Source organism: Microcoleus sp. PH2017_35_SFW_U_B, from assembly GCF_020737865.1.
GTDB lineage: Bacteria > Cyanobacteriota > Cyanobacteriia > Cyanobacteriales > Microcoleaceae > Microcoleus.
On sequence record NZ_JAEQDE010000019.1, the window covers coordinates 125,510 to 149,281 of the forward strand.

13 protein-coding genes are annotated in these 23,772 nt (G+C 44.6%); 8 read left to right on the top strand and 5 right to left on the bottom strand.

Going from position 1 to position 23,772, the window contains the following annotated elements:
• Positions 1-92: 92 nt before the first annotated feature.
• On the top strand, positions 93-632 hold the full coding sequence (locus JGK36_RS00705) for an RNase A-like domain-containing protein (RefSeq protein WP_293174689.1): 540 nt from the start codon (positions 93-95) through the stop codon (positions 630-632).
• Positions 629-928, top strand: coding sequence for a contact-dependent growth inhibition system immunity protein (locus JGK36_RS00710; RefSeq protein ID WP_293174686.1), 300 nt, complete (start codon positions 629-631; stop codon positions 926-928). The genes JGK36_RS00705 and JGK36_RS00710 overlap by 4 nt, the downstream gene beginning before the upstream one ends.
• Positions 929-1,213: 285 nt before the next feature.
• On the opposite strand, the gene JGK36_RS00715 is transcribed toward JGK36_RS00710, so the two are convergent.
• Both JGK36_RS00715 and JGK36_RS00720 read right to left on the bottom strand, forming a co-directional pair.
• On the bottom strand, positions 1,214-2,542 hold the full coding sequence (locus JGK36_RS00715) for a beta-xylosidase (protein WP_293174683.1): 1,329 nt from the start codon (positions 2,540-2,542) through the stop codon (positions 1,214-1,216).
• A gap of 207 nt (positions 2,543-2,749) precedes the next feature.
• Positions 2,750-6,274 carry a glycosyltransferase gene (locus tag JGK36_RS00720; protein WP_293195704.1) on the bottom strand — a complete coding sequence of 1,175 codons (3,525 nt, stop codon included), beginning with the start codon at positions 6,272-6,274 and terminating at the stop codon, positions 2,750-2,752.
• Between the two features lie 455 nt (positions 6,275-6,729).
• Here JGK36_RS00720 and JGK36_RS00725 point away from each other — a divergent pair, with 455 nt between their 5' ends.
• From JGK36_RS00725 to JGK36_RS00735, 3 genes are all read left to right on the top strand, one after another.
• Positions 6,730-9,048: a tetratricopeptide repeat protein gene (locus tag JGK36_RS00725; protein ID WP_293195701.1), complete on the top strand. Its 2,319-nt coding sequence runs from the start codon at positions 6,730-6,732 to the stop codon at positions 9,046-9,048.
• Between the two features lie 582 nt (positions 9,049-9,630).
• On the top strand, positions 9,631-10,923 hold the full coding sequence (locus JGK36_RS00730; RefSeq protein ID WP_293174674.1) for an ATP-binding protein: 1,293 nt from the start codon (positions 9,631-9,633) through the stop codon (positions 10,921-10,923).
• Positions 10,924-11,501: 578 nt separating this feature from the next.
• A complete protein-coding gene (locus JGK36_RS00735) occupies positions 11,502-16,694 on the top strand; it encodes a PAS domain S-box protein (RefSeq protein ID WP_293195699.1) in 5,193 nt (1,730 codons plus the stop codon).
• Between the two features lie 150 nt (positions 16,695-16,844).
• Here JGK36_RS00735 and JGK36_RS00740 read toward each other — a convergent pair whose 3' ends face one another.
• Positions 16,845-17,408, bottom strand: coding sequence for a Uma2 family endonuclease (locus JGK36_RS00740; protein ID WP_293174668.1), 564 nt, complete (start codon positions 17,406-17,408; stop codon positions 16,845-16,847).
• A 164-nt stretch (positions 17,409-17,572) separates the two neighbouring features.
• On the opposite strand from JGK36_RS00740, the gene JGK36_RS00745 reads away from it, so the two are divergent.
• Positions 17,573-18,967, top strand: coding sequence for a lipid-A-disaccharide synthase-related protein (locus tag JGK36_RS00745; protein ID WP_293174665.1), 1,395 nt, complete (start codon positions 17,573-17,575; stop codon positions 18,965-18,967).
• A gap of 474 nt (positions 18,968-19,441) precedes the next feature.
• Here the strand turns inward: JGK36_RS00745 and JGK36_RS00750 are convergent, their stop codons facing one another.
• The gene (locus JGK36_RS00750; protein WP_293174662.1) at positions 19,442-20,191 is read right to left on the bottom strand and encodes a 2-phosphosulfolactate phosphatase family protein; all 750 of its coding nucleotides are present in this window, start codon (positions 20,189-20,191) and stop codon (positions 19,442-19,444) included.
• Positions 20,192-20,413: 222 nt separating this feature from the next.
• On the opposite strand from JGK36_RS00750, the gene JGK36_RS00755 reads away from it, so the two are divergent.
• Positions 20,414-21,307: an EI24 domain-containing protein gene (locus JGK36_RS00755; protein WP_293174659.1), complete on the top strand. Its 894-nt coding sequence runs from the start codon at positions 20,414-20,416 to the stop codon at positions 21,305-21,307.
• A 131-nt stretch (positions 21,308-21,438) separates the two neighbouring features.
• Here the strand turns inward: JGK36_RS00755 and JGK36_RS00760 are convergent, their stop codons facing one another.
• Positions 21,439-21,714 carry a hypothetical protein gene (locus JGK36_RS00760; protein ID WP_293174656.1) on the bottom strand — a complete coding sequence of 92 codons (276 nt, stop codon included), beginning with the start codon at positions 21,712-21,714 and terminating at the stop codon, positions 21,439-21,441.
• 546 nt (positions 21,715-22,260) lie between these two features.
• Here JGK36_RS00760 and JGK36_RS00765 point away from each other — a divergent pair.
• Positions 22,261-23,772, top strand: coding sequence for an MBOAT family O-acyltransferase (locus JGK36_RS00765; protein ID WP_293195697.1), 1,512 nt, complete (start codon positions 22,261-22,263; stop codon positions 23,770-23,772).

Genomic DNA, 23,772 nt, shown 5'->3' on the forward strand with positions numbered 1-23,772 from the left:
TCTAGGCACCTGTGCGTCCAGGACTATCACTAATGCTAAACTAGGAAACAGACAAAAACATTAGACAACTATACTGAACATCAAAAACAACAATGAAAAGTCAACTCGATCGCCTAAAAAGATTTTTAGGTATAATCTGCGCGATCGCCTCAATCACAATCTTATTGCACTCGGCAATATCCGCTGTTGGTGGCGCTGTTTTTGCAGGGGAAATCTCAAATATACCACAAACCACCATAGCCTTTGTCCCTAAGATACCGGGCGGCGGATTGGATGTTCACGAAGCCGCAGGAGGACACACTTTAGAGAGACACGTTGGTAAAACAGAAGGAGAATTAGCACAGCGACTCGGACGAGAAATGGAAATTGCTGCTGCATCTTCCTTTGCTAACCGTTCCGTCGCTGAAGCGGCGATTGCGGAAGCAATGTCCAAAAATCAAAGTGCGATCGCCTCCTGGGTAAAAAAAGGAGGCAATCGTTATACGATCGACTACAACGCCAACAGAACAATTGGCATTACTCTGCGCCGCCGCTCATCCAAAGCAACTCCAGTCTCTCGCCTGAAAATCGTCCTCCAGCGCAGCAATAAATTACCTCCCGGATACTTTATTCTCACAGCTTATCCCCAATGATCGATCAATTTCCTAATTTAACCCAATTTTTCAGTTCCTACTTTCACCAAGAGTGGGCGCTAGAAGCTGACACTCCCAGTGATGTAGTCAATAACTACCTGAACAGCGAACCCCCCGCAAGTATTGAAGCTGCATCGCAAGAACTTAGTCAACTGCTAGAAATGTCGATTTCCGAACCAGATTTAGAAACCTTCGTCCTGGATGAATTAGGCTGTTACTATGACCCACAATCGAAAAATCAAACTGTCAGAGAATGGCTGGAATCCGTGCAGCAATCGTTGATAAATCTCCGATGATTCGGCGGTTGGAAACCGCTACTACACAAGCCAAGTCTGCCTCCGCAGACTAAGAGATAGAGGAGTATTTAAGCCTGATTTTTTTGTAGATACTGCCTACTATTTAGTCTCGCGTTGCGCGGACTTCGTTTGTGTAGTCGCGGTTTCCAACCCCCGGGTTTCTAACCACCTCGGATTTAAAATTAGATCGCACATTTCTCTCAAATCCCATCCATATTTCTTCGTCCGCGGAGGCGGACATCGTTTGTGTAGTCGCGGTTTCCAACCGCCGACTCTTGAGTGATTTTACTTGGTAATAGTCAACAAATAACCTTCATGAACTTTGACATTAGGAACAACATAAGTCAAATTATTTCCACCAACCGAAATACTTTCTTCTTTAACCGTAACCAGCTTTTGCACAGCGCCTTCGAGATTGTTAGGAATCTTCTCTAATTTGAGACTAACTTTTTGACCGTTTTTAATCCCAAGCTGCTGCAAATTTACAAGATTCAAGGTAACGGTTGTGGCTGACGAATAATTGCGATCGAAATAACCTAAAAGTACCTGTGCTTTACCTTCTGGATTTGACTTGCTAGCTAAGGCCACAAGACGATCGCTATCCGATCGACTCAGCACCCGCGAATTCACTCCATCAGCATAAGCTTTGTAAGTCCACCAAGCAGCCCTCGGCTCAAAAGTATTCGGCGTAACCATCCCTGTCAGCGTATTATTGAAGCAATTACTAACTTTTTTACCTACTGTTGTATCCCAACAAGCTCTGCAAGCACCATCAGCTCTTGCATACTCCAAGTTAGACAAATAACCTAAAATTTCCCCCGGCTGATACTGCGCTAATTCTCCGACAATTTCGTTGACATAAATCTTTTGCAATTTTAGTTCCTTGTAAAAGGGACTTTGTTGGAAATTGCGTTTAGCATCAAATACGTGATCGTCAACAAATAAAATTATGGTATCATTGAGTTCGTGCCAAGCTAGGAAATTTACTTCCAGTTTGTTCGCTTTGCAGTAATCCAAAAAAGCCGCGAGATATTCTTTGTTGTAAGTGCTGATGCTCGGCCCGCCAATCATCGCTGACGGCCCCAATTCTTGCCGCAAGATTTTGTAAGCCCTTTTGTAAGTTTCAAAGAATTGTTCTCTGCTTCCCTTCCAAAACGGATTTACTAAATCTGGTTCGTTCCAGATATCCCAAATAATTTTTTTGCCCTTATTCTGTTGGGCTAACTGTCGGATGAAGGCTTCCCACGCGGGGTAATTTTGATAGGGCCAGCCTTTGGGGTTGCTGCCGTAGCCCCAGAGGTCGCTAACTAATAGTTGAAATTCGGCTCCGCTGGCGATTACTCGATCGTAAATATCGAGTCTTCCGGCGCGCCACAGCTTGGGCTGCAAGGGCTTAATGGAGCTATCGGGGGGCTTGCTGGGGTCGATTCCGTGCAAGAAGCCGCTCATGGAGGTGATACCGGTGGCTGGCTGTCCAAAATCGACTGTGACGTTCGATCGCATTTGGGCAATTGTTGGCTGCTGCCCAAAATACGCGATTAACAGGATTGTTACCAAAGCTAAGCAAATTGGCAGCAGCTTATTAATAGGTTTGAACTTGAAGGTGAATTGCATATTGTATGTGGTTGCAAACAGAAAAAGACTTCAATTCAATCAAGGTATGTAGTTGCGCTTCAGCGCTCTTTGTTTATATATTGAAAGAGCGCTTTCATCGCAACAACGTACCTTAAAATGAGTTCTTTCCAAGGTATGTAGTTGCGCTTCAGCGCTCTTTGTTTATATATGAAAGAGCGCTTTCATCGCAACAACGTACCTTAAAATTTAACGAGACAAGGCGAGTTCAAAACCCTGTACTAATTCCATCAATTCTTGCCAAGCTTCGGAATTAATCAGCGCACAAGTATCGAATTGCTCCCCTTTCTCTGAAGATAAGGCAACAAAATTTACAATCCAACTCAAGATAGTTTCGCTTGTCAACAATGGCGTGCATTTCCAAGCTGACTGCAACTTCTCCACCATCCCGGACATATCCCCGCGCTCCCAAGCTTGCCAAGCCTGCCATACTAGATAATAGTAATGGAGCATACTGTCAACTTTTTCGATCTGCTTTTGGACTTTGGGCGCGATCCTCTTCGAGGGCTTCGCTAACGCAAATTCGTCTCGATTGCCGCTAGCAGATAAGACTTGGGCGACAACTTCTGAGTATTCCAACAGCATCCGTTCTTCCTTAAAAAGCTCTTGGGCTCGCAGTTTGCAAGCTTGTCCTGCCAGCCTCCGCAATTCGGGATTTTGGGCCCATAGTTCTACCGTTGCGGCTAACTCTTGTGCTGTCTGTTGCGCGTCAATTGTCGGATCGGCAATTAACTTTCCGGTATCTCCCAACTCTTCGGGAATTCCGCTGACTGCTGTAGCAATTACGGGCAATCCCTTCGCCATTGCTTCCATCACTGCTAGCGGCATTCCCTCTGCTTTGGATGATAAAATAAAGATGTCGCTGGCATCCAACCAATCGGCAATATCCCACCGCTGGCCGATAAATTTAACTTGTTCGGTGACTCCTAATTCGTTGACAGTTGCTCTCAATTCCGGTTCCATGTTGTCGTGAGTCGTGGAACCGGGGCCGGCCCAAACGAAGTAAATTTGCGGCCAAACAGGCAGATTTTTCAGTTTGGCGATCGCCTGCAATTGATACTGATATCCTTTAATTGGAGTCAGTCTCGCCGCCGTGAAACAAACCACAGCCTCTTCGGGAATGCCTTGTTCTTGGCGCAGGCGTTGGCGGGTTGAGAGATTGGGCGGTTCAAAGTAATTGTTCGGCCTGCCGTAATAAATTACTTTCCCCCATTCCCGAGGCATTTTGAACAAACTCTTGAACAAGTTTAAATTCTCGTGGGAAACAGCTATCACCGCTTTAGCTAAATTGTACTGATAGGCCACTGCATCGAAATAGGGAACCTGATCTCCACGGTTAAAAGTCTTATAAGTGCGATCGATATAACCCAGAGTAATTACATAAGGTATGTTCTGTTTGAGTGCAACTTGTTTCGCAGCAAAATTTGCCATCGGCCAGCCATCGCTAAATATAATTAAATCCGGTTTAGCTTCCGCGTAAATTCTTTCAGCATCGCTACAATTGTAGGCAATTCGCAAAAACTCCCTCATCGTATCGAACTCCAGCCAAATATGCTCGATACCTAGTTGTTGCTGTTCGGTAATTAAAGGATTAGAAGCTTTAGTTTGCACGCTAGTAACTCGGTAGCCGTCGGCTGCTAATTTGGAAAGTAGCGAGTGGTTGAACTGCGCCAAACCGCCGATTCCGTGGTCTTCTGCATAGACGAGTACGTGCGGTGCAAGCTGGCGGCCAATTGAACTAGGCTCTGATTTAAATTGATAGGTATTGTTGACTGCCTCCGCCACCATGTCTTGCCATTCTTTTAAATTGGTTAAGGCATAAGCATCAAAGTTGTTCGTGTATTTTTCCGAAGAAACTCTAAAAGTTTCCAACCATTTAAAAACTGTTTCTGTGCCATTATAAGGAGTATAGTACAGGGATTTTCTCAAACACTCGACCATCTCTGGCAAATATCCGTCGCGGTACATCCGCCACGCTATCCACACTAAAGACTTGTAACGTTCTGCCTTTTGTAATTGGCGTATGCGATCGGGCAAATTGGGTTGGGCGAAGAATTGCTCCATTACAATTTCCATGCTTTTCATCACTTTTTCCCCACCGGACATGAGATTGCTATCGTGCTGGCGGTAGCAGGTTAATATCTCTTTTAACCACGCACATTTGCAGCCTTTTAAACCCAAACGCAAAGCAAAATCTAAATCTTCTGTTGGCGGAAAGCGATGGTCAAAACCGCCCAGACGTTCCCACCACTCGCGCCGCACCATCATTGCACTGGGACGCACGCTTTTGTGCAGGACAAAGCTTTCTAAATCTAAGTTGGGCGTGTCTTCCCAAGGCATGACTGGGTAGATGTCTTTTCCGGTTTCATCAACCATCAACCAGCCGTTTTGTACCATCCCTAAAGTGGGGTCAGCTTCAAAACAAGCAATTTGTTTGGCGAGTTTTTCTGGCAGGAAAAAGTCGTCGGCATCCAGAAATGCTAAAAATTCGCCTTTGGCCATTTCGCAAGCGCGGTTTCGAGCTTTTGCTGCTCCTTGATTTTCTTGATATACGTACTGAATCACATCGCGGTACGGCTCTAAAGTTTGCCTCGTATTGTCTGTAGAACCATCATCTACGACGATAATTTCCCAGTTTTGGTAAGTTTGATTTACAGCGCTCTCCACAGCTCTAGTAATGTAGTGTTCGCAGTTGTATGCCGGGATAATTACGCTGACTCGCGGTGTTTTTGAGGTAGGTATGCTAGCCATTATTTTTTTCCATTCTGGTAAGTTTCTTAACGATTGAAAATCGATTGTAACTCCGTAAGTTTGAGCGATCGCACTCAGACGCTTCTGCCAATCGGTGACTGTTGGCCTTAGAGGATAAGGACTGTACTGGATAGATTTTTGGAAAAATTCAACCGCCTCTACTGGATAGTTACTATAGTACAATTGCCAAGCCATCCAAGTCAATGCTTCGTAAAAAGCCGGATTTTCTAACTCGCGGATGTGCTGCGGTAAATCTGGTTTGGCGAAAAATTGCTGTTTTAAGGTAATAAAAAGATTGGCTTGTTTGAGAGCTTTTTTTATTGATACATTTTGATCGTGCTGGCGGTAGGATACTGTCACTTGAGGCAGCCATGCTGCTTCGCAACCCAAGAGGGCTAAACGCAGAACTAAATCTGAATCGTCTACTGAATCAAATTCTGAATTAAATCCGCCTGCAAGTTCCAGCCACTGACGTGAAAACATCATGGCGCTGGGAAGTACGGGCATTTGTACTATCCAAGTTTCTAAGTTCAATTTTGGGAAATATTCCCAAGCTTTGATATCGGAAATTTTGTCGCCTTGCTGGTTGACAATGCGCCAGCCGCTGTTAACAATTCCTAAGGAGAGTTGCTGGCGAAATAGGGATATTTGTGCTGCTAATTTATCTGGCAAAAAGAAGTCATCTTGATCTAAAAAAGCGATGAATTCGCCTTTGGATTCCTGAATTCCTCGGTTGCGGGCTGCTGCTACTCCGGCATTTTCTTGATATACGTAGCGAATTCTGTCGAAATAAGGCTGCAATACCTGATGTGTCTCATCTGTCGAACCGTCGTCTACAACGATTATTTCTAAATCTGTAAAAGTTTGGCACAACACGCTTTCTACCGCTTGTACGATGTAGCGAGATCCGTTGTATGCTGCTATAATTACGCTGACTTGCGGTGTGCGTGTGGCTGCTGACATTGTTTACCTGGTTGTTCAGTAGAAGGAAGAGGGAAGAGGGAAGAGGGAAGAGGGAAAAAGATATACACAACAAGCTTAAGCGCGAGCCGTATTTTGAGTTTTATTAGGTGGGTTTACTTAACTGGTTGCTATCTTAGTTTAATCGAAATATGTGTTTGCTCGACTTGCGTACAAATTAACTTAAACAGTCCTCGACGCACTCCGACAAAGAAACCGGGTTTTTTCCCAAATTTGCGAATCACAGCGCGTCTTCTCAGCAAAAACCCGGTTTCTGGCAACCTGTGCGTAAGTCCTATTAAAGTTCGTTAGCGTAGCCCTCGATGACGATCGCATAAATGCCATCCAGGTACTCGGTATTTACAGTCAGGCTGATGTCGGTGCACGATCTGGAGGATATTAGAGAGGTTTTGCTCTACAATTACACAGGGAATTATTACTAAACAGGAACGTTAAAAGTGAATTCAGAAACAGCCGCGGTTGATTTGCAACAACAGGCAGAAATATATTTAGCTTTAGGGAAGTTGGATCGGACGATCGCACTTTGCCACCAAATTCTCGAATCCCACCCCGATTCCGCCGAGACTTGCAAAACCTTAGGAAAGGCGCTGCAAGCTCAGGGTAAGCTAGAAGACGCTCGGTATTGGTATAAAGTTGCGATCGCCCACAAACCGGATTTTGCCGAAGCTTTTGCTAACCTCGGCACCCTCTGCGCTAGTTTGCAACAATGGCAAGAAGCGATCGACTGTTACCAAAAAGCGATCGCCCTACAACCAGACTTTGCAGGATTTTACCGCAATTTGAGCCGGATATTTACCGAAGTCGGTCAAGCTGAGCCAGCAGCCGACTGTTGGTATCAATCACTCAGCGTGGAACCGATCGACATACCGGAAGAATATCTAGATTTGGGCAATACTTTGTTGGCGCAAAACAAGCCACAAAAAGCTCTAGTTTGTTACCACCGCGCTATTTATTTAAACCCTAGTTGTTGTGAAGCTTACACCAAATTAGCCGAAGCTGCTAGCGCCCTAAAACAGTGGGACGAAGCTATTGTTAACTACCGCAAAGCTATCAAGCTGCAACCGGATATTTCGGAGTTTCATTACAAATTAGGCAATGTTTTGCAAGCCAATAAACTCTGGCGCCAAGCCGAAGCTGCCTACCGCGAAAGTATTGAGCTGAATCTGAATTCTTTTTGGTCTTACTACAATTTAGGCAGCGTTCTGCTCGAATTAGAACAATGGCAAGAAGCTATTATTGTCTACCGCACGGCTGTGGCAATTGACCCAAATTTTTCTTGGTCTTACTACAGCCTCGGTGAAGCTTACGGCAAATTAGAAAAATGGTCGGAGTCCGCAGCAGCATACCAGCAAGCTGTTGACTTAGATCCGAATTTTTCTGGTTCTTGTCACAAGTTGGGAGATGCGCTTTTTCAATTAGAAAAATGGTCGGAAGCTGCGACAGCTTACCAGCGGGCGATCGCTCTTAATTCAGATTTTTTTTGGTCTCATTATAATTTAGCATTAACTTTAGTTAAACTCCAGGATTGGTTGGCAGCAATCTTGGCATACCAGCGGGCGATCGAACTCAATCGAGACTTTTCTTGGGCTTACCACAATTTAGGAGAACCGCTGTTAAAAACCGATCAGTGGAAAGCAGCAGCTACTGCTTATCAGCGCGCTATTGAACTCAACCCCAATTTTTCTTGGTCTTATTATAATTTAGGCGATGCTTTGACTGAGATCCACAACTGGAACGAAGCTGTTTCTGCTTACCTTTGTGCGCTGCAAATCGAACCGGATCTCCCCAACATTTACGCCAAGTTAGGCGATGCTCTCATCAAAAGAGTGCCGTCAGGTTTAGATCCGGCAACGAGTTACTATCACCACGAATTGCAGCCGCTGCACGCTCCTGAATTTTACTGCGAAACAGCCCAAAAGTTTGCCGAGAGCGATCGCCCCGACGCAGCTACAGTCTTGTACTTGATGGCGTTAGAAATTCGGCCGCAAGATGCCGCAATATCCGGGAAATTGGCGGAAATTTTGCAAAAAAATGACTCTACGGGCGATCGCAGTATATTATCAGAGTTGGAGAATGACGATATTCGCGATCGCTACATTGCCCGAGTCGTCAAAAATCAGACTTTTGCAGAAGTCGGGGGATTGTGGGGCACAGTCAACGAAAAAGTATCCGTAGCAAGCAAATACGGTGCAGTTTCTCTGACAATGATTGATGTCACGCCGGCATCCGCACACATTTGGGATGATTTTCGCGATCGCATGGCAAGTTTAAATATTGCTAATTATAATTGTATCAGTCAAGATATAACTCAGATTCAGCTTGCAGAAATTGGTGAGCCTTACGATGTCGTCCACTGTGCAGGAGTTTTGTACCATCACCCCCACCCTTTGCAAATTTTAATGAGCTTGCGTCAAATAACAGGGCAGTATTTAATCTTAACTTCAGCAATTACCCAAGAACTTATAGAAAACGAGCGGGGACGCTACGAAATTCCAGCTTCTGGGGTAATCTTCATTCCCGCTTTGGGCGAAGCAGAACGAGCTATCTTAACAGCTTACTGGCAGCAGTACACCTACGGCACACCAATTCTCGGAGTAATTGATAAAGCCGTTTTTGACATCAACGACTTTGGCCCTTGGTGGTGGCTGCCTACAGCTTATGCTTTAGAATCTATGTGTAAAGTAGCTGGCTTTAAGGTTTTAGATAAAGGATTGACTTGGTACAATAACGCTCTGACTCTATTGCTGGAGATTTAAAGATTGTTCATTCAGTTGACAGTTGACAGTTGACAGTTGACAGTTGACAGTTGACAGCTTGAGGGCGACCTCTACCTAGAAGGAAGAGGATTGGAGTAATGAATCGTCTAATTTTAATTTCTTCCAAAAGGGAGAGGATTTAAACCAATTCTTTCTGGTAAACGAACAATTCCAAAAAATCCGCACAAACAAATGATAGAAAATTCTATGTCTGAGATGATTCCTAGTTCTATTTCCCCAATATTCCTACTAGAACCCAGTCTGTTTTTAATTACGAAATAAAATATACGAACCGCACCCGAGGGTTAGGATTTTATTAATTACCGAAATCCTTGCTTTATTGCTTCTGACTTCTCTTCTACATATAGCGGTTCTCAAAAAAGTGAGGTATGCGCTATGCGCTATGCCCTATGCCCTATGCCCTATGCCCTATGCCCTATGCCCTATGCCCTATGCCCTATGCCCAGTCGTACCTCATCTTTCTCAGAAAAGCTATAACTAAGCCTTATTCCATCCGTTACATCTTGTGTTACATAATCCATTGCCGAACTTCCTTCTTCCTTTATATTGGGAAAACACTCAATGAACAATCAGCAACCAGAGACGCCATTAGGAAACATTTTAGTAGTAGACGATACGCCAGAAAATCTGCGCCTGTTGTCTACAATGTTGACTCATCGGGGGTACGCGCCCCGCTGCGTGATTAATGGGCAAATGGCTCTGAGAGCCTGCAATTCTAATCCGCCCGATTTGATTTTACTCGACATAATGATGCCGGAAATGAACGGCTACGAAGTGTGTCAGCATCTAAAATCTGAACCTAAAACTCGCGAAATTCCGGTAATTTTTATCAGCGCTAAAGATGAAGTTTTCGACAAAGTAAACGCATTTGCAGTAGGAGCAGTTGACTACATCAGCAAGCCATTTCAGTTTGAAGAAGTGCTCGCCCGCATCGAAAGTCACCTTACCCTGCGGAACTTACAAAAACAGCTAAAAGAACAAAATGTGCTGCTTCTAGAAGAAATCACCAGCCGTTTAGCCGTTGAAAAAACTCTTTACGAAAAAAACCAGATTTTGCAAGAAGAAATCAGCAACCGCCTCGCCGTTGAAAAAGCCTTGCAAGAGCAAAATTTGCTCCTCCAACAAGAGATATCGAACCGCAAGCGCGCTGAATCTGCCCTCTTAAAATCTAACCAAGAATTGGCGCGGTCGAATGCCGAACTAGAACAATTTGCTTATGTAGCTTCTCACGACTTGCAAGCGCCTTTAGCAACTATTGCCAGCTACGCTCAACTTTTAGAAAAACGCTACAAAGACCAACTCGACAGCCAAGCTATTAAGTTTATCACCAATATCGTTCAGGGCTGCACGAGAATGCAAACTTTAATTGACGATTTGCTCGAATATTCGCGAGTTGGTCGCAGTCAGAAACCCTTTGAATTGGCAGATTGCAATCATGTAGTCCAGCAAGCAATTGCCAACCTGCAAGGGGCTATCCGCAACGATCAAGCAGTTGTTACCTACAGTGAATTGCCAGAGATAATGGGAGATATTTCTCAACTGGTACAGCTTTTTCAGAATTTACTCAGCAATGCAATTAAATATCGCCACGATGCACCGCCTACGGTTCATATTACCGCTTCCAAACAGGAGGAGAACTGGTTGTTTTCTGTGTCAGATAATGGGATTGGGATTGCTCCACAGCATCAAGAACGCATCTTTCAAATTTTCCAGCGCTTGCACACTCAAAGAGAATATTCTGGAACAGGTATTGGTTTAGCAATTTGTCAAAAGATTGTGGAACGTCACGGTGGATCTATGTGGGTGGAGTCGGAACCTGGTCAAGGTTCAACTTTTCACTTTACTCTCCCTTAATCGAGACATCAGGCACGCACTTATAGCGGTTATCGGAAAGATGAGGTATTGACCAATTCATTAACAATTCCCCAATTCCGCAATCCCCGAATCCTCGAATCCTCGAATCTCCTAATCTCAAATCTCAAATCTCAAATCAAATTTGTACCTCATCTTTCGCTCGAAAGGCTATATAGCGGTTCTCAAAAAAGTGAAGTATTCCCGATGCCCTCTTTGCCCCATGCCCGATGCCCTATGCCCTATTCCCGATGCCCTATGCCCTATGCCCATGAGTACCTCATATTTTTGAGAAAGGCTATATCCAGAAGCTAGATGGCAGGAGAAGCTGAATTAAATCCTATATTTTCAGGGCGAAGCTTGAAGGTAGCAGTTAAATTGCAAGTTAGAATAAAACATATTTCGCGTTGACAGCCGAGTGAATTTGTGATATAATTATAACTCTTAAACACAAGTTTTGTAGCGTTCAGTCACACCGCAATCCGATCGCCGATGTATGTGTAGGTGCAATTCGATAACTCCCCCGGAAATAAAAGATAAAATCCAAGTTAGCTTGAGACAACTTTTAATTAATAAATATTATGAAAGCAGTTTTTAACTTAGCTGTACCTCCTACGTGCTTCAAGGTTCTGTTAGTAGAAGACCACCCTCAGGAAGCTGAGCTTATTGAAGATTTGCTGTCAGGAATTAGCGGTCGGCAGTATATATTGCTGACGAAAGTAGAGTGCCTCAGCGAAGCGCAGCAGCGATTGAATCAAGAAAGTTTTGACATAATTTTATTAGACCTTTCACTACCAGACAGTCAGGGCATCGAGACGGTGGCTCGGATACAAGAGTATGGGGTAAATGTGCCGATCGTAGTTTTGACTGCCCAAAACGACGAAGAGCTGGCGCTGCGGTTGATTTCGGTGGGCGTACAGGATTATTTAGTCAAAAGAAAAATCGACGGCGAACTGTTAGTGCGATCGCTCCGTTACGCCATAGAACGCCAGAACAGTCAAGATGCTTTGCGAAAAAGCGAAGAAAAATATCGCTCGGTGGTGGAAAATTCCCTGATCGGAATTGCCATCGTCGCTCCAATTATTGACCCCGCAATTGCTGAAAATTGCAATTGGATTGAAGTTAACGACGCTCTGTGCGATTTGCTCTTATACGATCGCGACGAACTCGTGCACAAGCATTGCCTGGAGCTTACTCATCCAGAGGATTTTGAGGCCAATTTTGAAAAATTTTCTCAGATGTTAGCAGGTAAAACCGACGGTTACATCTCAGATAAAAGGTGGTTTAGAAAAGATGGCGAAATAGTTTACACGCGAGTTTCGCTGCGCTGCATCCGCGGCCTAGATGGATCTATTGACCGGATAATTGAAGTGGTGTTGGACGTGAGCGATCGCTACCGCTACGAAGCACAACTGAAAGCATCTGAAGAATTTTTAAACCACACTCTAAATGCGACCCCAGATCCAATTTTTGTCAAAGATGACCAGAACCGGTGGATGATATTAAATGATGCTTTTTGTCAGTTGATAGGGAAATCTCGACAAGAACTGATCGGCAAATCAGAATATGACTTTCTTCCAAAATCAGAAGCGGATGTTTTTTGCAGAAAAGATGAAGAATTATTGGCAAAAGATATCTGTTTGGAAACAGAAGATAAATTCACCGACACTGCGGGAAAAGAATGGATAATTTCTACCAAAAAAAGCGTTTTTAAAAGAGCTGATAACAGTAAAGTAATAGTTGGCACAATCAGAAATTTTACCGAATACAGACGGCAGCAAATAGCTCTGGAACAAAGCGAAGCTCGATTTCAAAAACTCGTAGCCAACCTGCCCGGAGTAATTTATCAATTCCGACTCTCAGCTAGCGGAGAAAAATATTTTCCTTACGTTTCTTCAGGCAGTCGGGAACTTTACGAATTAGAGCCAGAAGCAATAGAGCAAAATGCAGAATTGATTTTCAGCCGAATTCATGCAGACGATCGCTTAGATTTAGAAGCATCGATCGCAATTTCAGCCGCTATGCTGGAACCTTGGCGGCAGCAGTGGCGGCAGATTATGCCATCCGGAAAAGTTAAGTGGCTGCAAGGAGCATCCAGACCGGAAAGGCTCACCAATCAGAGCAAATCTGGGAGCAAAGGCGATATTCTCTGGGACGGTTTAGTGATGGATATCACTGAGTTAAAGCAGGCACAGACAGAGCGCGATCGCTTTTTTACTATATCCTTAGACTTGCTTTGTATTGCTGGTTTCGACGGCTATTTTAAACGATTAAACCCTGCTTGGTCAAATGCTCTGGGCTACAGCAGCGCCGAACTGCTCGCCAAACCATTAATCGAATTTATTCATCCAGACGATCGAGTAGCCACTCTAATCGAAGCGGAAAAGCTAATAAGTGGCACGCCCAGTATTTACTTTGAAAACCGCTATATTTGCCAAGACGGTTCTTACAAATGGTTGCTGTGGACGGCATCGCCTTTTAGCGAAGAAGGTTTGATTTATGCAGTGGCTCGCGATATTACTTCTCGCAAAAAAGCTGAGTCGGAACTTCAGCGACAAGCAGTCGCTATGGGCGCTGCTCATGACGGCATTGCTATTTTTAACGAGCGTAAAGAATGTATTTATTCAAACGACGCTTATCTTAAAATGTACGGCTTGGCTAGCGCTAGCGAACTGTATGGGAAGAAATGGAAAATGCTCTACAGCCGTGCTGAAATTCAATATCTTGAACGTGAAATAATCCCGGTGCTCCAGGAAAAAGGGTACTGCAATATAGAAGCGATCGGTCAGCGGCGCGACGGTACTAAGTTCCCTCAAGAATTGTCGCTGACAATGCTTGCAGGGGGCGAGATAATTTCGATCTTCCGCGATATCACCAAAAGAAAACAAGCAGAATCAGAACTGCAATCTAGCCAGCGCCGCTATCAAACTTTGGCAGAAGCATCGCCGGTTTGCATATTTCACAGTGATGCGTTTGGTAATTGTCTTTATGTGAATCAGCGGTGGAGCGAAATCACGGGATTAAATGCAGAATTAGCAGCCGAAACTGGCTGGATGAATGCCCTACATCCCGATGATGCGGATCGGGTGAAGAATGAATGGTATGGAGCAATTATTCACAAAATTCCTTTTAAATCAGAATACCGCTTTCTGCGTCCAGACGGTCGGGTAATTTGGGCGATCGGTCAGGCGATCGCCGAAATCGGAGACAAGCACGAAGTTAAAGGCTATATCGGCAGCATTACTGATATTAGCGATCGCAAACAAGCCGAATTAGACCTACTGCGGGTGACTCAAGCCGTAGAAAGCACCAGTGATGCGATCGGCATTGCTGACTTGACAGGGCGATCGATCTACCACAATCAAGCCTTTATTCAGCGGTACGGCTACACAGCAGAAGAACTGAACGCAGCGGGTGGAGCAACGGCAATTTATCCGCAAAATTCAGTGCTGCAAGAAATGTTTAAAACGATTCGTAAAGGCAAATCTTGGCAAGGCGAACTCAAAATCAAAACTAAAAGCAAGGAACTGGTAACAACCTTATTTCGCGCTGACTGTATTAAAGATGAAACTGATAATTTAATCGGGTTTGTGGGAGTAATTACCGACATCACAGACCGGAAACAAGCTGAGATGGCGCTGCTAAAGCAATTAAGGCGAGAACGCCTGGTAGTTGCCATGCTCGATCGCATTCGCTCTTCCCTCAATTTAGAAGAAGTTCTCACCGCTGCTGTCGATCAAGTGCGGCAATTATTGCAAACAGACCGCACAGTTATTTACCGCTTTAATCCCGACTGGAGCGGCACTGTAGTTGTCGAATCCGTGGCAAATAATCGAATTTCTCTCCGAGGTTTTAACAATCTTGACCCCTGTTTTAAAGATAAATTTGTTGCTATTTACCAGCAAGGCTGTATTCGAGCTATCGAAGATATTTATGGTGAAAATCTGAGCGAATGCTACATTAAAATTCTTGAAAATTTTGAAGTTAGAGCTAACTTAATAGTGCCAATTTTACAAGCACGAGAAAGCATTTACCCTGCCCAACCCACCGCAGAAAATCAACTTTGGGGACTGCTGATCGCCCACGATTGCAGCGGCCCCCGTGTCTGGGATTCCTCAGAAATAGAATCCCTGCGGCAATTGTGCGTGCAATTGGCGATCGCGATCCAGCAATCGACACTATTTGAACAAGCACAAACCGAAATAGCCGATCGCAAACAAGCAGAAGCAGCCCTAAAATTAGCTAAAGAAGCCGCCGAAACCGCCAACCGCGCCAAAAGCGAATTTCTCGCCAACATGAGCCACGAACTCCGCACGCCTTTAAACGGGGTTTTAGGTTACGCTCAAATCCTCAAAACCGACAGAGACTTAAGCTGCGATCAACAAGAAAGTCTCAGCAATATTCAACAGTGCGGTCAACACCTGCTGATGTTAATCAACGATGTTTTAGACCTTTCTAAAATCGAAGCTAGAAAAATGGAACTCTACCCGGAAGAGTTAAATTTTCTAAATTTTACGAAAAACATTGCGGATCTGTTTCAGATGCGGGCAGATCAAAAAGGAATTTGTTTCAATTACGAACAAGTATCGCCCCTGCCCACCTGCGTCCAAGTCGATCAAAAAAGATTGCGCCAAGTTCTGATAAATTTACTCAGCAATGCCGTTAAATTTACTAACAGCGGCGGAGTAACTTTCAAAGTCGGCTATGTCGGCACAGAGGCCTGGAGTCGCAGCCAAGGAGAAACATACGAATTCTCGCTTTTGAGTTCTGAACTCAAAGAAACTTATCTGCGCTTTTCCCACAATGCGATCGCAGCTAAACACGCTTTAAAAATCCGATTTCAAGTCGAGGATACCGGGACAGGAATAGACAAAAGCAAGTTAGAAGAAATATTTTTGCCGTTCCACCAAGTAGGAGGCAATACCTTTGTTGAAGGTACGGGTCTCGGACTCTCGATCAGCCAGAAATTAGCTAAACTGATGGGCAGCAAAATTCGCGTCAACAGCACTTTCGGAAAAGGCAGCACTTTCTGGCTAGATTTAGAATTGCCCGCAGCCAAACGCTACTTAGAGGTGTCTCCTTTGCGGGAAAAACGCTGGCTGGTCGGTTTTGTGGGCAATAAGCGGAAAGTGCTAATCGTGGACGACAATCAACTAAATCGCGATTTGTTGTGCAGGATGCTGGGGCGTTTGGGATTTGAAGTTGCAGAGGCACAAAATGGTCAAGAATGCCTCTACAAAGCAGTCAAATTTCAACCTGATGTGATTTTAATGGACTTGCAAATGCCTGTAATGGATGGCTTAGAAACTACAAGGAGACTGCGGCAGTTGCCGGAATTAAAAGATGTCGTGTTAATCGCTTTGTCAGCTAGCGTTTTCGAGTCGGCGCAGCAAGAGAGCATCCTTGCAGGGTGCGATGATTTTCTTCCCAAGCCGATCGAAGCAAATCACTTTTTGGAACAGTTGCGCGTGCATTTGGGACTAGAATGGATTTACGAGGAATCTCCGGAAAACCAAAATTGTAAAACTCCCAGTTTGTCACCAGCATCTGATTTTCCTGCTTATGCTGCTCTGTTACCTGCGGCTTCTGAGTCGGTAGCAAAAATTGTGAAACTTGCGGCTATGGGCGACATTGAAGAAATTTTTGAGGAGAGTGCTAAGCTGGAAAGTTTGGAACCAAAATTAGTGCCGTTTGCCACGAAGCTCCGCCAACTTGCTAAGGGATTTCAGCTCAAACAAATTCGGAATATTTTACAGCAGTATATCGATGGTTAGTAGTTATTAGTTATTGGTTATTAGTTATTGGTTATTAGTTATTGGTTGTCAGATCCAATCCCTCCGCTACGCTGGGCCCAATCCCTCCGCTTCGCTTCGCCCAATGCGTAACTCATGTTAGTGAGAAAGGCTATATAATATTCTGTTGTTTCACTGTAACAGCCAACCAAATAAATCTCCTACTGTCAGTTGCAATTCCCTGGCAAAAGATGGCACGGGCAATAACTGTTCCGGTTCGTCAAACACCTCGGTTGATTGAGCCGGCCGATATACAAAAACCGATCGCTCTTCTGGATCGATTAACCAACCCATTTGAGTTCCGTGTTTGAGAGAATGTAAAATATTTTTAGTAACTTTAGTTTGGCTTTGGTCAGGGGAGAGGATTTCAATTGTCCAATCCGGGGCGATCGCAAACACATTTGCCACACCGCCATTTTCGTTACGGGGAATGCGCTCCCAAGTGAATACAGTCACGTCGGGAACGATCGCGCGACCGCCAAAAACACACCGCAGTTCGGGAAATGCTCGCGCCACCTTTTGAGGTTTGAGAGCAGCATTAGCAGCACTTGTCAACTCGCCTTGAATTACACTATGTTCTCCTTGAGGCATGGGTTTTTGAATGATTTTACCGTCAATGTACTCGCTGGCTGGTTTGGTTTCTGACAACTTCAGAAACTCTTCGAGTGTCAAAGATTTTGGCAGGGTTTGTAGCATCCGATTTTACCTCTAAAATAGGAGTTTCATCCGCTATTTTACCAAAAAGTGCCCGACTCGCGCGGGTCTACTTACTTCATTTTTTCTGCTATATAGTAGTTCTCAAAAAAGTGACGTATGCCCAATGCCCTGTTTGGCCGATGCCCTGTTTGCCCGATGATAATATGAGAGACAGTTTTTTGAGAGATTTGGGATTGAAAATACTTTGCCTCAGTAACGGCCACGGAGAAGATGCGATCGCCCTTCGCATCTTGCGAGAACTGCAACAGCACCCGCATCCCCCAGAAATAGCCGTGTTTCCGCTAGTGGGCGAAGGGCAAGCTTTCGCTCAACTAGAAAACGCCTGCATCATCGGCCCGGTGCAGCGGATGCCTTCGGGTGGCTTTATCTACATGGACGGAAGGGAATTTTTGCGCGATGTCAAAGGCGGGTTGCTTCAGTTGACCCTAGCTCAGTTTAAAGCTATCCGCGCTTGGGTGCGATCGCCACAACAGTCTGGAAATCACAAGCCAGCAATCTTAGCTTGCGGAGATATTGTACCGCTGCTGTTTGCTTGGCTGGGCGCCGCGCCCTATGCCTTTGTCGGCACGGCTAAGTCGGAGTATCACGTGCGGGACGAGCAGGGGCCTCTGGCTGGCAAATCCCGCCCGTGGGCTTGGAAGATTTGGTCGCGATCGGTTTATTTCCCTTGGGAGCGCTGGTTGATGACTAGAAAGCTCTGTAAAGCCGTTTTTGTCCGGGACGCCCTCACCGCCGAGACTTTAGAAAAGCTGGGAATTCCCGCCTACAATCTCGGCAATCCCATGATGGACGGACTCGAACCGGAAAACCCCGCCCGTTTTTACGGCCCTGATGCAGAGTTTCGGGAAATGGAGCGATCGCTCGTCATCACCTTACTGCCCGGTTCCCGAGCGCCGGAAGCCTATGCTAATTGGCTGCTAATAGTAGAGGCTGTAGCCGGAATTTTGTCTCTGTTTGGCGATCGCAAATTGTTATTTTTCGGAGCTATTTCTCCCGAGTTAAACTTAGAAGCTTTGCGACCTAGTTTAGAATTTTTCGGCTGGCGTCAAGACGGCGAAACTAAAACCCAGCGGCGAGAAGGCAGTATTTTGCGACCTCCTGTTTCTAGCGCTCAAGAAATTAGGAAAGAATCTCCTAATTTGCTATTGCCCTTGACTTTTGTGCAAAGAAAAGCCACGATGATTTTAACTCAGCAAAGTTTTAACGATTGTTTGTACCAAGCCGATTTAGCGATCGCAATGGCCGGAACCGCTACAGAACAATTTGTCGGTTTAGGAAAACCGGCGATCGCCATTCCCGGAAGCGGCCCGCAATTTACTCCCGCTTTTGCCGAAGCTCAAAGTCGCCTCTTAGGCCCCTCATTAATTTTAGTCAAACATCCCGCCGAAGTTGCCGGCACCATCCAGTCTTTGCTTCGCGATCCCGACAGGTTGCAGCTAATCGCTGAAAATGGCTGGCGCCGCATGGGAGAAGGCGGTGCATCAGCCAGAATTGCCGAGTGTTTAATTCAACGGTTCGGCGAATCCAACAATTCTTAATTGTCTGGAATACACTAGGAATACAACAATATTGTCTCCCTACTCAATATCTTTAATTGCACTTTATTGAAAAAATATTGTTCGCTAATTACTAACTTCCGTCGTTCGTAGTGAGGACTTCAGTCCTCCGATTGGATGCGGACTCGCAGGGAGCATCTCATTTTGGTAAAAAGCATTTTTTCTTTGAGTGCGAGCTTAAGAGCTCGCGAGTATAATACCCGCGAGCTCTTAAGCTCGCACTACAAATGCAAAACTGAGATGCTCCGGGAGCATCGGGAGCATCTCAGTTTTGTAAAAAGCATTTTTTTTATTGTAGTGCGAGCTTAAGAGCTCGCGTATTGTACAATACGCGAGCTCTTAAGCTCGCACTGTTGTAAATGCAAAACTGAGATGCTCCCAGCGTACCTACCAATACTGCACTCGCAGACAATTTCAATTCGCCGTTTCTTCCGAAGATAAAACCCAGAAATCAGCCTAAGAAATTTTAAAATCCGACTTCACCAACACACCCGGTTCTCGCTGCATAGGAAGCACATCTAAAGTATCTAATTGCGCGCAATATTTTAAATCTTCAATCACACCCAAACCCAGGAGGCGCTGGCCGTGACTGGCTTTTTCCAACAATTCATGCAGCCGATCTTGCCAGTGCAGATAAAGAGCGATCGCCCCAAACACTTCATCGTTACCAGCAAAATCGATCGCAGGAATACCGCTTTCTGCTAAAAGACTTTGGGCGATCGCACCAGCACACACCGTATCCTCCAACGAATAACTCCCTTCCCAACCAGAACCCACAATCCAAATACTTTCCGGCTTTTTGCTTAACAGAAACTGCACCACAGATTTGCGGTTGTTCAAAGCCGCCGTCAACACCGTAGCAGCATCTTGCACTCGTTGCAGAGCCCGAGTACCGTTAGTTGTGCTGATAAAAATTCGCTTTCCAGTCACCTTTTCTGGCGGGCAGTCCAGCGGCGAATTCCCCATGTCAAAACCGTCAACTTTCGCGCCACCGCGCTCTCCGGCGCGAATCCGCTTGTCTCCAGGCCATTTTTCGCTCTCGGCCATCAGCTTATCTAAGTCGCTGAAAACTTGCACAGCTTCCGCCCCATTATTCAAGGCCGTCGCCATCGTCGTAGTCGCCCGCAGTACATCAACTGCGATCGCGCAAGCCGGCATCTTGTCTGCTGGCGTAAGTTCCGGGGTATGGTAAATAAAAAGCTTCACTTTTGGGGCTACCTGCAATAAATCCTCATACGTAATAATAATAGAATTTGTACCCTGAGCGTAGTCGAAGGGCTTTCTTCCTTCTTCCTTCTTCCTTCACCGAATAGCCGGGTTTGAAGCCCTTACTCATGAAGGCAGATTGTGATAAAAACGGAGTTTAAATCTCCGTTCTTATCAATTCGCTGTCAACTGTCAACTGTCAACTGTCAACTGTTTAACCATATGTCAAAACAGCTCAATTCAAATCCCGCCCCCGCAGCCATTACCGCTCCCCTTGGACTTTTGGTAGGTTTCACCTATCCTTTTCGAGCTTTCACGCTGATTTTGCAAACTCCCAAGCTGTGGACTTATGTATTAATTCCCGTCGTCCTAAATTTTTTAATTGGTATCGGTCTTTATTTAAGCTTGCTATTTCCTAGTTTGGCAGGCATAGACGTTTTAGTTGCCGATTTGTCAGTCAAATTTAATGATTTAATTGCGAGTTTGCCAGCTTGGCTGAGCTTTCTTGGCGTCTTAACAATCGGTTTCGGCTGGCTGCTGCGCGTACTTTTGGTTTCAGGACTTTTGTTAATAATCGGGTTTTTATTAGTCCAGTTTGGCGTGATTTTAGGTTCGCCCTGGTACGGCAAATTATCCGAACAATTGGAACTTCTGCGGAACGGTCAATTGCCCGCAGAAGCACCAATGAACTTGGCGAGTATTTTTCGGGATCTACAAATGGCGATCGGCTTTGAAATCCGAAAACTACAACTTTTGTTCAGCATCGGGATACCGCTCCTGCTGCTGAATTTTCTCCCCGGCCCCGGCTCTATTCTTAGCAGTTTAGGAGGCGTAGCTTTGGGCGCGACTATTGTCTGTTTGGACTTTTTAAATGCACCTTTGGAGCGGCGGAAGCTACCTTTTCAGGATAAATTTGAGATAATTCGGGCGAGTTTGCCGGCTAGCGGGAGTTTTGGTTTGGTTTGTTTGGGTTTGGTGAGCATTCCCCTGTTGAATCTGTTGGCGATTCCACTGTGTATGACGGCGGGGACTTTGTTTTTTTGCGATCGCATTTGGCCCGCCCGCTTCGCCACAGAAGAAACCAACAGCCCGACCGAATCTAACATAACAACTTAGGATCGCAAATTAAATAATTTACACTCTTGAAAGTGGGATGGGCGTCCCGCCCGTCCTTTCTGGACGGGCGGGACGCCCATCCCACAAGAACAATAAAGATTGTAAGTTATTTAATTCTCATTCCTTAAAAACTAGCGAGATGCTTCTACTTTCTGCCGAATGCCTTCTACCTTCCGCTGACTCTGGGAGTTAGAACTCAGAAACGGGCTTAAAAAAATCCAACTAACGAAAAAGAAGGAAGCTGTAAATAGCTGGACAATATCGATCGCGGACAGGTATCCGTCAGACAATAGTGCAATGCTTCTATCTGTCAGCCCGAATATCCAAGACAGAATCCCAAACAGCCAAATGCCTTTTTGGAGCATTGGCAAAAATGCTGAAACTTCGGAGTTTTGCTGCTTGTTCATTGATTTAGCCCTTGTTTGCGAAGAATCTGGTTAACCGAGCACCCCAAGGGCTTAAGGATTTTTGGTCTCCTCGGATTCCCTTTGTTATCTATATGTTAAGAAATGTTTCCCAATATTGCAATTTGCCCCTGGAGGTATTTGCACATCTATCTCAGGAGGTAGTCGCAGCGTGAAAAATAGGTAAACTTTGCTACACTTTTGCAGGAAGCGCGATCGACCTCTCACCACGAGTCCGCTCTTGGCATTAGTGCCACTCCTTGATATAGTGAGTGATAACTTTTTCGATTTTCGATTTTCGCTTTTTGCATAGAAAATCAAAAAGTTGGAAATGACTTACTATGTATGGGTTTAAAGCTTGCCAACAGTTGCATTATTTTAGGAAAATGGTGTCACAACTTAGGTAAAAAACTCTGAGACGCAGAAACTGGGTTTTTTCACAAAAATCCCACCAGACAACGCGAGGGATATCGGTTGAAAAACCGATGAAAAACCAAAGTAATCAACCCGCTGTCCGTTAGACTTATCAAAGACCGAAATCAAAAGAATATGTTATTTAACAGTATTGAATTTCTAGTATTTTTTGCAATTGTTTTCACCATATATTATTTCCCTCCCTTACAAAAACTGCAAGTTCCCATCCTCATAATTGCCAGCTTCATATTTTACAGTTGGAACGCTCCCGCACTGCTGTCAATCCTGCTCCTCTCAATTGCGATCAACGCTACAGCCAGCTTTCAAATTGCCAGAATTTCAGACAAGAAACAGCGTTTTTTTTGGGCCTTATTAGGAGTAGTTCTGAATGTATTAATTTTGAGCTTGTTTAAATACGCCGGTTTGCTCACTAACTTTGTTGCAGATGTTTTTAATATTGCTCGAACCGAAGGCAGTATTGCTTATTTATTCTTAAAATTACCTCTGCCAATCGGTATTTCTTTCTACACCTTTGAAGGCATAAGTTTAGTGGTAGATGTACTGAGTCAAAAAGATAAAAGCGAAAGCGAAACAGAATCCCACGCTTACGTATCACCCAAATTTAGCCAACACCTGCTCAATACTTCATTTTTTATTAGCTTTTTTCCCAATTTACTCTCAGGCCCTATTTTAAAATCCAAGACATTCTATCCCCAGATTGAGCCTAAATATTTAAAAGACATTTCTTTCAATTTCATTTTTAGATCGCTCACAGTCGGCTACTTCCTAAAAATGGTCGTCGCCGACAACTTAAAAGACTATACCTTCTGGATCAGCTTTCCCTACTACCAAGGATTTGGAACTATTACCAACCTGACGCTGCTGTTCGGCTACTCAATCCAAATCTTTGCCGATTTTGCCGGTTACTCCTTAATTGCGATCGGTTTAGCAGCGGCTTTGGGCTACGCAATTCCCGACAACTTCAACTTTCCCTACATCTCCCGTTCCCTCTCCGAATTCTGGAGAAGGTGGCACATTTCCCTATCAACTTGGCTCAGAGATTATCTATACTTTCCCCTAGGAGGAAACCGTAAAGGAAAAATCAGAACTTATCTTAACTTAATGACAGTAATGACTTTAGGCGGATTGTGGCACGGTGCTGCTTGGAGTTATGCAGTTTGGGGCATTTATCACGGATTTGGTTTAGCAGTAGAACGCTTTTTTGGGTTCGACAAATCCAAAAATAAATCCCCAGAACCCAATTCAGCAGAAACCAAACCAATCTGGCAGCAATTATTATTTGACAGCGTTAGCGTTGTAGGAATTTTCTCTTTTGTTTCCTTCGGATGGCTGCTTTTCAAACTCCCACGATTTGAAGAAGCAGTTGACTTCGTAGTTACTTTAGTTCGCAACTATAAAGTCAAGCCTGGTTGGACTCACATTATTCCGACGCTAACTTTTTCCCTACCAGTAGTAATTTATCACATTCCTCATTTTCCCACTTGGCAAAATCTGATGAAACATGATTCACTTAAAAAAAATCAAAAATTCTGGAGTATTTATCAAGATGTAGCTTTAGGAATTATGCTAGCAATGATATTCCTCAACAGTGGCAGCTCGAAACAATTTATTTATTTCCAATTCTAG